The following is a 12536-nucleotide window of genomic DNA, read 5'->3' on the forward strand; positions in this document are numbered from 1 at the left end:
GAGTGTTGGCGGGGCAGCGGAGCGCTCGGAACCGCCCCTCCTCAGAAGAGAAGGGGGTAACTACCGCGCGTTAACCCGACGCCCTACGAGACGTAATGCGCCGTCGTCTTGGCCGCGACTTCCTCGGCGGTAACACCCGGCGCCAGTTCCACGAGGCGGAAGGGCTGATCGTGCGAAACGCGCTGGAAGACGCACAGATCGGTGACGATCATATCCACCACATCCCGGCCGGTGAGCGGCAGGGTGCATTCCGGGATGAACTTGGGGCTGCCGTCCTTGGCGGTGTGCTCCATCACCACGATGATCTTCTTGACGCCGGCGACGAGGTCCATCGCGCCGCCCATGCCCTTGATCATCTTGCCGGGGATCATCCAGTTGGCGATGTCGCCCTTTTCGGAGACTTCCATCGCACCCAGCACGGTGAGATCGATGTGCCCGCCGCGGATCATCGCGAAGCTGTCGGCGCTGGAGAAATAGACGCTGCTCGGCAGTTCGCTGATCGTCTGCTTGCCGGCATTGATGAGATCGGGATCGACCTCGTCATCATAAGGGAACGGGCCGATGCCGAGCATGCCGTTCTCGCTCTGCAGCGTGACTTCCACGCCCGGCGGGATGTGATTGGCGACCAAGGTCGGGATGCCGATGCCGAGATTCACATAGAAGCCGTCCTGAAGCTCCTTCGCGGCGCGCGCGGCCATTTCATCGCGTGACCAGCCCATTATGCGGCCTCCCTTTCGCGGACAGTGCGGAATTCGATCTTCTTGTCATAGGGCGCACCGACGATCATGCGCTTCACATAGATGCCGGGCAGATGGATGCTGTCCGGATCGAGGCTGCCGACGGGCACCACTTCCTCGACTTCCGCGACGCAGATCTTGCCGGCGGTGGCCATCGGCTGGTTGAAATTGCGCGCGGTCTTGCGGAAAATCAGGTTGCCCGCTTCATCGGCCTTCCAGCCCTTGATGATGCACAGATCGGCATAGATGCCGCGCTCGAGCACATATTCCTGCCCGTCGAAAATCTTGGTTTCCTTGCCCTCGGCAACCTGCGTGCCCACACCGGTCTTGGTGTAGAAGCCCGGAATGCCCGCACCGCCGGCCCGGCAGCGCTCGGCCAGCGTGCCCTGCGGACAAAACTCCACCTCCAACTCGCCTGCCAGATACTGCCGCTCGAACTCCTTGTTCTCGCCCACATAGGACGAAATCATCTTCTTCACCTGGCGGGTGCGCAGCAGCTTGCCCAGCCCTTCGCCGTCGATGCCGGCGTTGTTGGAGGCGAAGGTGAGATCCTTCACGCCAGAATCGCGGATCGCGTCGATCAGGCGCTCGGGAATACCGCACAGGCCGAACCCGCCGGCGCAAATGAGCATTCCGTCGTGGAGCAGGCCATCGAGAGCGGCTGCAGCATCGGGATAGAGTTTCTTCACGCGTGTCTCCTTGGCACGGATGGAGCGAAAGCTGATCCGCCCATAAGAGCGCGGGACCGGACGGTCAAATGCCCGGATTGCATGAAGCGGTAGGGAAACCGAACCATACCGGGTGATCGCTGCCTGCTCGGACATAAACAATGAAGGCCGCACTCGCTTCTGCGAGTACGACCTTTCATCAAACGCTTGAGCGTTACGGCTTGGGGTCAGACCCGGTCGCCGAGGGCTCCCTTCACGGAGCCCTTGAGGCCTTGGCCCTTGCCCTTGAGCTCCTGGCCGAGACCTTCCGCCTGCTGATCGGGATCGTTGCGCTGCTTGCCGATCTCCTGCTTGGCCTTGCCGACTGCTTCGTTGACGGCACCCTTGGCCTTGTCGATCAATTCACCCATGATAGGTCTCCAATCGCTGAATTCTGCTACGGCCGGACGATCCGACCGTCTGAAAATCAAACGAGTTGGGAGGCGGCTGGTTCCGACAAATACGACCAGCGGTTGGCCGCGCCTGGCTCAGATCAAGCCAGCGAGCGGACTTGAGGGGTCGGCATACATGCGTCGCCCCATGCGCCCGGCGAGATAGGCCATGCGTCCAGCTTCGACCGACGCTTTCATGGCAGCGGCCATCAGCACCGGGTTCTTGGCTTCTGCAATGGCGGTGTTCATCAGTACGCCGGTGCAGCCCAGTTCCATCGCCACCGCTGCATCGGAGGCCGTGCCGACGCCGGCATCGACCAGCACCGGGAGCTTGGTGCCTTCGACGATCAGACGGATGGTCACCCGGTTCTGGAGGCCCAGGCCCGAGCCGATGGGCGCGCCGAGCGGCATGATCGCCACCGCGCCCGCACTCTCCAGCTGCTGCGCGGCGATTGGGTCGTCGGTGCAGTAGACCATCGGCTTGAAGCCCTCCTTGGCGAGGATTTCCGTCGCACGGATGGTCTCGACCATGTTCGGGTAAAGCGTGCGGGCTTCGCCCAGCACTTCCAGCTTCACCAGATCCCAGCCGCCCGCCTCGCGCGCCAGTCGCAGCGTGCGGATCGCGTCTTCAGCGGTAAAGCAGCCAGCGGTGTTCGGCAGATAGGTGATCTTCTTGGGGTCGATGAAGTCGGTCAGCATCGGTGCCTTGGGGTCGGACACATTCACCCGCCGCACCGCTACGGTGACGATCTCCGCGCCCGATGCCTCGACGGCAGCGGCGTTCTCGGCGAAATCGCGATATTTGCCAGTCCCGACGATCAGCCGCGAGCGGAAGGTGCGCCCGGCCACGCTCCAGCTATCATCGGCGATGTTGGTCATTTTAGTCATCTTGTCGCCTTATTAGGATAAGATCGCATGATTTCCATGCATTGCTCTGTGCTCGTCGCATAAGCAGTTACAAGCGCCTCAAGCGCCAGACGTCCGTTCAATTCCACCAGATAGGGCCGAGGTCCGAACAACCAACTCAGCACACCGGCAGATCTCATTTCGTGACGCACCGTAACTAGGTTTACACTCGCCAGATTGATTTCAATGAAGTCCTGATCACTCCGCGAAAAACCGAACATCGTTCTGGCGACAGCCTCTTCGGCGTCTTCGAAAACCACATCTGCAAATGGCCAGCGCTCTCCAATCAATGCAAGCGCGCCCGCCTTGTCGACCTCTCCCAGATCAACGGGTGGCCCGGAGAGATTGCAATTGTAAGCCTTAATCATCCCCATCGCCACCGCCGACGAAATGCACGATCTCCAGCTCATCGCCATCCTCGACGATCACATCGGCCAGCTGTGCGCGGGGCACGACCTCCAGATTGCGCTCGACGGCCACCTTCTCGGGCGCCAGCCCCAGCTCATTGGCCAGATGCGCGATGCTGTGCCCGGCACGCACGCGGCGATGCTCGCCATTGACCCGGATGCCGATCGTTCCGTCCGCGCTCATGCCGTGTGTTCACCTTTCGCTTTGAGAGCCGTTCGCCACGCCATATAGGGTGGAGCCCAAGGCTCGCAACCAACAAGGACCGGATGGCCCCATGACTGCCGCGCGAAAAATCTATGTCCTCAATGGCCCCAATCTCAACCTGCTCGGCACACGCGAGCCGGAAATCTATGGCTATGATACGCTCGACGACATTGCCGACCGCATGGAAGACGAGGCCCGGCGCGCCAGCGTGGAGCTGGATTTCCGCCAGTCCAATCATGAGGGCCATCTGATCGATTGGCTGCATCAGGCCAATGCGGAAGCAGCAATGGCCGTCATCCTGAACGCCGGCGGCCTCACGCACACCTCTGTGGCGCTGCACGATGCGATCAAATCCATCACCGTGCCGGTGATCGAGGTTCACCTCTCCAACCCCGCCGCGCGGGAGAGCTTCCGCCATCATAGCTATGTCGGCATGGCCGCGCGCGGATCCATCGCGGGCTTCGGCGCGCTCTCCTATATGCTGGCGCTGGAAGCGGCGCTTGAGATGGATTGAACCAGACAGGGCGTGCAAACGGTTGCCTTATCGGGCGAAGGGCAATAGGCCCCAGCCCCACTCCAGAACAGAATAAAGCTTTCTCAAAGGGAAGACCAATGGCCGACAAGACCAACGAAGGCTCGATGCAGGTGGACGTTAAGCTGGTGCGCGAACTGGCGAAAATGCTGGACGCGACGAACCTCACCGAGATCGAGGTGGAAGACGGCGACCGCAAGATCCGCGTCGCCCGCACCCCCGCCGCCCAGAGCGCGACCTATGCGCCGATGGCCGCTGCGCCCGCACCGGCAGCCCCGGTGGCTGCTGCTGCGCCCGTGGAAAGCGCTGCACCGGCCCCCGCGGCCGGTCCCGCCGCCGGCACGATCAAATCGCCGATGGTCGGCACCTGCTACCTGACGCCTGAGCCGGACGCCCCCGCCTTCGTCAAGGTCGGTGACGCGGTGAAGGCGGGCCAGACCCTGCTGATCGTCGAGGCCATGAAGGTCATGAACCCGATCACTGCGCCCTCTGCCGGCACGGTCCAGGCTGTGCTGGTCGAAAACGGCCAGCCGGTCGAATATGACCAGCCGCTGATCGTGGTCGCGTGAGGACACGCCAGCCATGAGCATCGAGAAGCTGCTGATCGCCAATCGCGGCGAGATCGCCCTGCGCATCCACCGAGCCTGCCATGAGATGGGCATCAAGACGGTGGCCGTGCATTCGACCGCCGACGCGGACGCCATGCATGTGCGCCTGGCGGACGAAGCCATCTGCATCGGGCCGCCGGCTGCGAAGGACAGCTATCTCAACATTCCCGCGATCATTTCCGCCGCGGAAATCTCCGGCGCGGACGCGATCCATCCGGGCTATGGCTTCCTCTCCGAAAATGAGCGTTTCGCGGAAATCGTGGAAGCGCATGACATCATCTTCGTCGGCCCCAAGCCCGAGCATATCCGCGTGATGGGCGACAAGGTGGAAGCCAAGCGCACCGCCGGCGCGCTCGGCCTGCCGCTTGTGCCGGGCACCGACGGCGCGATCGAGGACATTGCAGACGCCAAGCAGCGCGCGAGAGAGATCGGCTATCCGGTGCTCGTGAAAGCGGCCTCCGGCGGCGGCGGGCGCGGCATGAAGGTTGTCCCCACCGAAGACGAGTTCGAGAGCCTGATGTCCCAGGCCAAGAGCGAGGCCAAGGCGGCGTTCGGCGACGACACCGTCTACATGGAAAAATATCTCGGCAATCCGCGCCATATCGAGTTCCAGATTTTCGGTGACGGCAAGGGCAATGCCATCCATCTGGGCGAGCGCGACTGCTCGCTGCAGCGCCGCCACCAGAAGGTGCTGGAGGAAGCGCCCTCCCCGGTCATCTCATCGGCTGAGCGCAACCGCATGGGCACGCTCGTGGCCAAGGCGATGGCCGACATGGGCTATCGCGGCGCGGGGACCATCGAGTTCCTGTACGAGAATGGCGAGTTCTACTTCATCGAGATGAACACCCGCATTCAGGTGGAGCATCCGGTGACGGAGATGATCACCGGCTTCGATCTGGTGCGCGAGCAGATCCGCATTGCCGAGGGCAAGCCGCTCTCGGTGACGCAGGACGAGCTGGAATTCCATGGCCACGCCATCGAGTGCCGCATCAATGCGGAAGACCCGGTGACGTTCATGCCCTCCCCCGGCAAGGTGCAGATGCTCCACGTCCCCGGCGGCATGCATGTGCGCGTCGAAAGCGCGCTCTATCAGGGCTATAGCGTGCCGCCTTATTATGACAGCATGATCGGCAAGCTGATCGTCTATGGTCGCACCCGCGAGGGCTGCCTGATGCGCCTCAAGCGCGCGCTCGAGGAATATGTCATCGAGGGCATGAAGACCACCATCCCCCTGCACCAGAAGCTCATCGCCGACCCGGACGTGCAGAATGGCGATTACAGCATCAAGTGGCTGGAAGAATGGCTGGAGCGGCAGAAGGTCGATTGAGCGGGCAACCGCTACTGCGCATCCGTCCGGTCGTCCCGGCGGATGCGGAGGCCATCACGGCGATCTACGCCCATCATGTGCAGCATGGCACAGCGACCTTCGATACGCAGGCGCCCACGGCCGAGCAATGGCGCGAGAAGATCGCGTATCTGGCTGAGCGGGGCTGGCCCTTCATTGTCGCGGAAGATGAGGACGGCGCGGTGATCGGCTATGCCTATGCCGCGCAATTCCGCGACCGCCCCGCCTACGCTCATGCCTGCGAAGACAGCGTCTATCTCCATCCCGCGAAGACCGGCCAAGGCATCGGCAGAGTGCTGCTCGCGGCGCTGATCCCCGCAGCCGGCGCGGCGGGCTTTACCCAGATGCTCGGCGTGATTGCCGGCGGCGAGGACGCCTCGGTCGCGCTCCATGCCGGCCAGGGCTTTCGCCATGCAGGGCGCATGGAGAAGGTCGGCTATAAGTTCGGCCGCTGGCTGGACACCATTTACATGCAGCGGGCCTTGCCCGGCGACGACCAGACGGCCTGACGGACGGGCAAACGAAAAGGATCAGGCGATGAAGGCAACCATCTACCACAACCCCCGCTGCTCGAAATCCCGCGAGGCACTGGCGATCCTGCAGGAGACGCCGGGCGTCGAGGTGGAGATCGTCGAATATCTCAAGACCCCGCCGAGCCGCGACACGCTCGCTGACCTCTACCAGCGCGCCGGCCTGACCCCGCGCGAGGGCCTGCGCAAAGCCGAGGACAGCGCCAAGGCGCTCAAGGACGCCGACGACGCCGCCATCCTCGACGCCATGGCTGCCGACCCCATCCTGATCGAACGCCCGCTGGTGGCGACCGAAAAAGGCGTGCGGCTGGGCCGTCCTCCGGAGGCGGTGCGGGAGATTTTGTAGGGCTGGTCGTTATTTGCTCTGCTGATGCCTGATGACGTTCGGGATTTCGAGTTCGAGCTGCTGAAGTCGGACATTACTTCGCGATAGGCGGAGCTGTTTAAGCACCCCGCTTCTCAAAAGCGTCGGAGCGCATTGCCTCCCCCCCCCCTCGCTCCGAATCCACGTCGCATCTTTTGCGAACTCGCCACCGCTGATATGGAGCGACAGATGGACTCAGGGGGTATCGCTACGACCGCATGGGAGCAGATCACGACGGTGATCGCTGTTCCAATCCCGTTCTTTGCGGCAATTCTATTCGTCGGCTGGCTTATTTGGCTGTTCGTGCGGCGAGAATATTCCACAAGACTTGAAAATGCAGCTAGCAATCTGGAATTGGCCAACGCGCGCCTAGCCGACTACGAGCGAAAATTAGCTGGCGCGTCTCCCGATGAAGCCAAAGCTCGGATCGACAATTTGGAAGCCAAGCTAGAGCATCTGATGCCGAGGAGGGTTTCTGCTGAACAGCGTGAACGAATCCGTCAAGCTCTGCGCGGCACCACTGGAACGATAAGTATCGGTTCAGATATGGCGTGCGCTGACGCGCCAGCTTTTAATTCTGGACTCACTGCAGCTTTCCGAAATGCGGGATGGGAAACCATGAACCCGAGCTTCATGGGATTAGCCAATCCTCCGGCAAGTGGAGTGGGTGTGCGTTGTCTTGATTGCCACAACCCCACCCTCAAAGAGGTGAGCGTCATGAACGCGCTAACTGAAGCCCGAATCGAATTTGATGTCCAACCGGGGAGGGATCTTGAGCGCGTTAATGGTAGGCAAGAGATTGAAGCCGAAATTGTTATTACCCCAAGAGTGATGGATTAGGGCAGTCTTTCAAAGGACACACTATCCAGCGCAATCTGGAAGTGCTCAGCCGACCTCAACGCCTTTCCAGAAGGCGATGCGGTCGCGGATTGCTTCGGCCTCCGCCTTGGGATCGGGATAGTACCAGGCGGCATCCGGATTGTCGGCGCCATCGACATGCAGACTATGATAATGTGCCGTGCCTTTCCACGAGCAGACTGTCGTGGTGCCGCTCGGGCGGAGGACGGCGGGATCGACGGCATCGGCGGGGAAATAGTGATTGCCTTCCACGACGACCGTGTCGTCGCTGCGGGCAATGACGGCGCCGTTCCAGCGGGCTTCGACCATGCGGTGTCTCCTTAAAGTCCGGCGGGTGATAAGCGACCCGCCCCGTCCTCCCAACGCACGTCACCCCGGACTTGATCCGGGCTCCCGCTGCTTTATGCGCCCTTGCTCTGACCAGCCGGTCACGAGAAAACTGGACCCCGGATCAAGTCCGGGGTGACGGCGGGGGAAGAGACCTCCTCCCTCCGTCTTTTCCTCAGACCGCCAGATCCGCCGGCACCACGGGAAGCGAGCGGATGCGCTTGCCCGTGGCGGCGAAGATGGCGTTGATGATCGCCGGGATCACCGGCGGCAGAGCCGGTTCACCGAGGCCGGTCGTATCATTGTCCGAGATCACCCATTCGACCACCACGTCCGCCGGTGCATCGACGATGCGGGGCAGCGGGTAATCATGGAAGTTGGTGCGGTTGGCCGCGCCATCCTTGATCTCGATCTTCTGGCCGGACAGCGCTTGGCCCAGCCCGTCGATCACCGCGCCCTGCGCCTGATGGAGCGCGTTGATGGGGTTGATGATCTGCCGGCCGACATCGCCCGCGACCCAGACCTTGTCGACGCTCACCTTGCCGGTCTTGGCGACGGTCACGTCCACCACTTCGGCGAAATAGCCGCGATGGCTGTAATAGAAGCCAAAGCCCCGGCCCTTGCGCACGCCGTCCCCAGCATCCCCGCCGGTGCGGCCCTTCCAGTCCGCCATCTGGCAGACCTTGTCGATCACCGCGCGGGCACGGCCCGTGTTGAACTCGGGCACGCTGCCATCCATGCCGGGGCGGTTGCCATGCTTCATCAGCCGCGCCTCGCCCAGCGTGCGGCGCATCAGCTCGGGCAGGTCGAGACCGCCGGCCAGCGCCACCTCATCGAGGAAGCTCTGGAACGCAAAGGCCAGCGCATTGGAACTCGGCGCGCGCAGATAGCCCGTCGGCAGGTTGCTTTCGACATAGGAGACCGAGAGATCGACATCCGCTAGCAGAGGCGCCGGAAATTCCGTCGCGGTCATGGCGGCGCCGGTGTCCGGCTTGCCCTCCTTGCCATAGGTGATAAAATGGTCGGTGAAGGCCACGAGCTTGCCCGAGCCATCGATGCCCGCCTTGAAATCATGCCAGCCGCCGGGCCGGAAGAAATCGTGACGCAGATCGTCGGTGCGCGTCCAGATCATCTTTATCGGCCGACCGGGCAGCGCCTTGGCGATCTGGGCGACCTGCGCCATGTAATCGTTCATCAGTCGCCGGCCGAAGCCGCCACCAATGCGCGTCATGTGAATGGTGATCGCCTCGGGCGCGATGCCAAGCGCCTCTGACACGACCTTGCGCCCGTCGGCGGGGAGCTGGGTGGGTGCCCAGAACTCGATCTTGCCGTCCTTGAACAGCGCGGTGCAGTTCTGCGGCTCAAGCGTGGCGTGGGCGATGTAGGGATATTCGTAACGCGCCGTGACGGTCTTTGCCGCGCTGGCCATGGCCTTGGCGGCATCGCCTGCCTTGTGGATCGAGCCTTCCGGCGCAGCCGCCATCTTGGCTTCGGCCGAAGCCTTGAACGCCGCGCTGGAGAAGCGCTTCTGCGCCTCCATATTCCACACCGGCTTCAGCGCCGAGCGTGCCTGATTGGCGACCCACCAGCTTTCCGCCACGATAGCCACCGCATCGTTCGGCCCCTTGGGATTATAGCCACTGTTGAGCGGCACCACGGCGATGATGCCGGGAAGCGCCTTCACCGCCGCCTCATCGAAGCTGGTGAGCGTGCCGCCATAAGCCGGGCACGCCTCGATCGCGGCATGGAGCAGGCCGGGCTTCTTCACGTCGATGCCGAACAGCGGCTTGCCCGCCACGATGGCCGGCGTATCGACGCCGATCTTGGACTTGCCGATGATCTTGAAGCTCGCCGGGTCTTTGAGCGGCACGGTCTTGAGGTCCGGCGCCGCGATCTTCGCGGCTTCCGCCGCCAGCTCGGCATAGGTCACGCTGTGCTTGGCTGTGGCCGAGCCGGATGTCTGCGAAACGCGCCCGCCGCCGGTGGTGAGCGTGTCTTCCGGCACGCCCCAGCGCGCTGCCGCCGCTTTGATGAACATCTGCCGCGCCGCCGCGCCGATCTGGCGCATGGGCATGTAGTTCATCGGCGTGGTGAAGCTGCCGCCAGCTACCTGCATACCGTAGGTCTTTTCTTCGGCGATGGTCGTCTCGGCCGTGACCTGCGTCCAGTCGACATCCAGTTCCTCGGCGATGAGCATCGGCAGCATCGTCTTGACGCCCTGGCCGATCTCCGGGTTCTTGGAGCCGATGACGAAGCGGTTGTCCGGCAGTACGCGGATATAGGCGTTGATGATGACCGCCTTCTCGCCCGGCGCCTGCGCGAAGGCGAAGCGGGCGTCGAAGGCCAGCACCGCGCCACCGACCAGCGTCGCCTTGAGCAGTCCGCGGCGGTTCATGTTGAGGGGCGCGTTCATGCGGCGGCTCCCTCTTCAAGGCCGGCCGCCTGCTTGATGGCCTTGCGGATGCGCAAATAGGTCGCGCAGCGGCAGATATTGCCGCTCATCGCCGCATCGATCTGCTGATCGGTGGGCTTGGGCGTCTTGGCGAGCAAGGCCGTCGCGGAGACGATCTGCCCGGCCTGGCAGTAACCGCATTGCGGCACGTCGAGCTGGGTCCACGCCTCGCTCACGGCCTTGCCGACCGGCGTCGTCGCGACATGCTCGATAGTAGTGATCTGCTTGCCCGCTGCCGTGCCGACCGGCGTGGTGCAGGAGCGCACGGCTTGCCCGTCGATCATCACCGTGCAGGCGCCGCACAGGGCCATGCCGCAGCCGAACTTGGTGCCGACCATGTCCAGATCTTCACGAAGTACCCAGAGCAGCGGCTTCTTGGGGTCGGATTCGACCTGCCTTTTTTGCCCGTTGACCATCAGTTCGGTGGCCATGCCGCTTCTCCCTCCGCAATGTCTCGATGAACAGCGACATTGCCGTTGCTCTCGCCCGGTTGTCAATGTCCGTAGGCTTGCAATAATGAGGCTGGCGAGAGATGGCAGCGGCTCCCCTGCCCTCACGCCGATACAGGACCAGCGCTTGAACGATATCGATGCCATCATCGCCGCCGCGCGCGACTGGGCCGGCCAGCCCATGGCGCTCGCCACCGTCGTGGAAGCCTCCGGCTCCGCGCCAAGGCCGCGCGGCGGGCATATGCTCATCGCGGCGGATGGACGCTTTGCCGGATCGATCTCGGGCGGCTGCGTGGAATATGACGTGTTCGCCATGGCCGAGCGCGCGCTCACGAAGGGCGAGACCGGCCTGCGCTATTTCGGCAGCACAGACCCCAGCATATGGGAGCCGGGCCTGCCCTGCGGCGGGCAGATCGGTGTGCTGGTCCAGCCGGTGAGTGAGGTGGGCTTTGCGCCAACGCTGTTCGAGGCAATCGCGCAGGGCCGCGCGGCAGGCAAGGCGGTCGCGATCTCCACCGACCTTGCGACCGGCAAGGCGCGGCTGGGGACGCAGGCGGGGCAATTCGTCAATCTCTATGAGCCGGCGCGCAAGCTGCTGATCGTCGGCGCGGTGCAGATCGGCCAGGCGCTCGCGGCCATCGCGCAGACGCTCGGAATGGCGGTGACGGTCAACGACCCGCGCGAACGCTTCCTAAGCGCCGAGCGCTTCCCCGGCGTGACGCTGACTGACGCCTGGCCGGACGAGGCCGTCGCCAGCTTCGCGCCGAATGCCGCCTGCGCGGTGGTCACGCTCAGCCACGACATCAAGATCGATGACCCGGCCCTGATCGCGGCGCTGGCGCAGTCGACGGGCTATATCGGCGCGCTCGGATCACGTGCCAATCATGGGCGGCGGCTGGAGCGGCTGGCGGCGGCTGGGGTGAGCGCGGATGACCTGCGCCGGGTGGACGGGCCGGCCGGCCTGCCGATCGGCGGCCTTGGTCCGCAGGAGATTGCCCTCTCCATCGCCGCCGGCATGGTCGCGGCCTTTCGCGGCACGCGCTGATGGCGCTGCCCGGCCTCGCCGTCGCGCTGCTCGCGGCGGGGCGCTCGACGCGCTTCGGCACGGCGGACAAGCTGGTGGCGGACCTTGGCGGACGCGCGCTGATCGGCTGGGCGGCTGAGGCAGGGCGGACCGTGAAGGCGGCGCATCATCTGCTGGTGGCGCCGGCAGGCGTGGACTGGGCAAGCCATGCGCCGGGATATCGGCTGGTCGTCAATTCTCGGCCAGAAGCTGGGATGGCGCACTCTTTGGGTCTGGCGGCGAGGGCGGCGCAGGACGTGAGGGCCTCAGCGTTGCTGGTGCTGCTCGCGGATATGCCGTTCGTTACGGCCGAGCATCTGGACGCGGTGCTTGGGCAGTTTGCGACGGATCGAGCGTCCGCTGTCTTCTCCTGTTCGCCCGAAGGCGTTGCACAACCGCCCGCGCTGTTTCCGACGCGGGCTTTCGCTGATCTCCAAGCGCTCGAAGGAGATCGGGGTGCGCGGGGCCTCGCCACAGGGGCTGCGCTGATGAACGCCGACGCACGGCTGCTGCTGGATATCGATACGCCGGAAGACCTCGCGTGGGCGCGGGCGATGGTTACGAACACGGAGAGCAAAGCTCCGGACTGAGCGCACTCTCAATCCCGGCAGCATCACCCTCCCCGTGCTCCTGCGAAGGCAGGAGCCCAGGGCG

Annotated in this window: 16 protein-coding genes and 1 pseudogene; 8 read left to right on the forward strand and 9 right to left on the reverse strand. The window is 63.9% G+C overall.

Annotated features, from left to right (window positions below):
• Positions 1 to 83: 83 nt before the first annotated feature.
• The 6 genes and pseudogenes from M2333_RS08500 to thiS all read right to left on the reverse strand — a co-directional run bounded on the left by M2333_RS08500 (position 84) and on the right by thiS (position 3333).
• A complete protein-coding gene (locus M2333_RS08500; RefSeq protein ID WP_264576204.1) occupies positions 84 to 719 on the reverse strand; it encodes a CoA transferase subunit B in 636 nt (211 codons plus the stop codon).
• Positions 719 to 1426 carry a CoA transferase subunit A gene (locus M2333_RS08505; RefSeq protein ID WP_264569800.1) on the reverse strand — a complete coding sequence of 236 codons (708 nt, stop codon included), beginning with the start codon at positions 1424 to 1426 and terminating at the stop codon, positions 719 to 721. The genes M2333_RS08500 and M2333_RS08505 overlap by 1 nt, the downstream gene beginning before the upstream one ends.
• Before the next feature lie 206 nt (positions 1427 to 1632).
• Complete coding sequence (locus M2333_RS08510; RefSeq protein ID WP_264576205.1) at positions 1633 to 1815, reverse strand: CsbD family protein; 183 nt, start codon at positions 1813 to 1815, stop codon at positions 1633 to 1635.
• A gap of 117 nt (positions 1816 to 1932) precedes the next feature.
• Positions 1933 to 2706 (reverse strand): annotated as a pseudogene (locus tag M2333_RS08515) (bifunctional sulfur carrier protein/thiazole synthase protein); the annotation flags it as partial.
• 14 nt (positions 2707 to 2720) lie between these two features.
• On the reverse strand, positions 2721 to 3110 hold the full coding sequence (locus M2333_RS08520; RefSeq protein WP_264611465.1) for a hypothetical protein: 390 nt from the start codon (positions 3108 to 3110) through the stop codon (positions 2721 to 2723).
• Positions 3103 to 3333, reverse strand: a complete 231-nt coding sequence (thiS, locus tag M2333_RS08525; RefSeq protein ID WP_413716486.1) for a sulfur carrier protein ThiS — start codon at positions 3331 to 3333, stop codon at positions 3103 to 3105. Before thiS ends, M2333_RS08520 begins: the two co-directional genes overlap by 8 nt.
• Positions 3334 to 3424: 91 nt before the next feature.
• Here thiS and aroQ point away from each other — a divergent pair, with 91 nt between their 5' ends.
• The 6 genes from aroQ to M2333_RS08555 all read left to right on the forward strand — a co-directional run bounded on the left by aroQ (position 3425) and on the right by M2333_RS08555 (position 7573).
• A complete protein-coding gene (gene aroQ / locus M2333_RS08530) occupies positions 3425 to 3868 on the forward strand; it encodes a type II 3-dehydroquinate dehydratase (RefSeq protein WP_264569796.1) in 444 nt (147 codons plus the stop codon).
• Positions 3869 to 3966: 98 nt separating this feature from the next.
• Complete coding sequence (gene accB / locus M2333_RS08535) at positions 3967 to 4455, forward strand: acetyl-CoA carboxylase biotin carboxyl carrier protein (protein ID WP_264574769.1); 489 nt, start codon at positions 3967 to 3969, stop codon at positions 4453 to 4455.
• 13 nt (positions 4456 to 4468) lie between these two features.
• Positions 4469 to 5821 carry an acetyl-CoA carboxylase biotin carboxylase subunit gene (gene accC, locus M2333_RS08540; protein WP_181559119.1) on the forward strand — a complete coding sequence of 451 codons (1353 nt, stop codon included), beginning with the start codon at positions 4469 to 4471 and terminating at the stop codon, positions 5819 to 5821.
• Positions 5818 to 6348 (forward strand): GNAT family N-acetyltransferase, encoded by a 531-nt coding sequence (locus M2333_RS08545; RefSeq protein WP_264611466.1) that lies wholly within the window; start codon positions 5818 to 5820, stop codon positions 6346 to 6348. Before accC ends, M2333_RS08545 begins: the two co-directional genes overlap by 4 nt.
• 28 nt (positions 6349 to 6376) lie before the next feature.
• Positions 6377 to 6715 carry an arsenate reductase (glutaredoxin) gene (arsC, locus tag M2333_RS08550; RefSeq protein ID WP_264611467.1) on the forward strand — a complete coding sequence of 113 codons (339 nt, stop codon included), beginning with the start codon at positions 6377 to 6379 and terminating at the stop codon, positions 6713 to 6715.
• 207 nt (positions 6716 to 6922) lie between these two features.
• On the forward strand, positions 6923 to 7573 hold the full coding sequence (locus M2333_RS08555) for a hypothetical protein (RefSeq protein ID WP_264611468.1): 651 nt from the start codon (positions 6923 to 6925) through the stop codon (positions 7571 to 7573).
• 45 nt (positions 7574 to 7618) lie between these two features.
• Here the strand turns inward: M2333_RS08555 and M2333_RS08560 are convergent, their stop codons facing one another.
• The 3 genes from M2333_RS08560 to M2333_RS08570 all read right to left on the reverse strand — a co-directional run bounded on the left by M2333_RS08560 (position 7619) and on the right by M2333_RS08570 (position 10801).
• Complete coding sequence (locus M2333_RS08560) at positions 7619 to 7900, reverse strand: DUF427 domain-containing protein (protein WP_264611469.1); 282 nt, start codon at positions 7898 to 7900, stop codon at positions 7619 to 7621.
• Positions 7901 to 8093: 193 nt separating this feature from the next.
• The gene (locus M2333_RS08565) at positions 8094 to 10331 is read right to left on the reverse strand and encodes a xanthine dehydrogenase family protein molybdopterin-binding subunit (RefSeq protein ID WP_264611470.1); all 2238 of its coding nucleotides are present in this window, start codon (positions 10329 to 10331) and stop codon (positions 8094 to 8096) included.
• The gene (locus M2333_RS08570) at positions 10328 to 10801 is read right to left on the reverse strand and encodes a (2Fe-2S)-binding protein (protein ID WP_181559114.1); all 474 of its coding nucleotides are present in this window, start codon (positions 10799 to 10801) and stop codon (positions 10328 to 10330) included. Before M2333_RS08570 ends, M2333_RS08565 begins: the two co-directional genes overlap by 4 nt.
• Before the next feature lie 145 nt (positions 10802 to 10946).
• On the opposite strand from M2333_RS08570, the gene M2333_RS08575 reads away from it, so the two are divergent.
• Complete coding sequence (locus M2333_RS08575) at positions 10947 to 11864, forward strand: XdhC family protein (protein ID WP_264611471.1); 918 nt, start codon at positions 10947 to 10949, stop codon at positions 11862 to 11864.
• Positions 11864 to 12472, forward strand: a complete 609-nt coding sequence (locus tag M2333_RS08580) for a nucleotidyltransferase family protein (RefSeq protein WP_264611472.1) — start codon at positions 11864 to 11866, stop codon at positions 12470 to 12472. Before M2333_RS08575 ends, M2333_RS08580 begins: the two co-directional genes overlap by 1 nt.
• Positions 12473 to 12536 lie beyond the last annotated feature (64 nt).

Origin of the sequence: Sphingobium sp. B11D3B, assembly GCF_025961735.1 — a bacterium.
Lineage (GTDB): Bacteria > Pseudomonadota > Alphaproteobacteria > Sphingomonadales > Sphingomonadaceae > Sphingobium.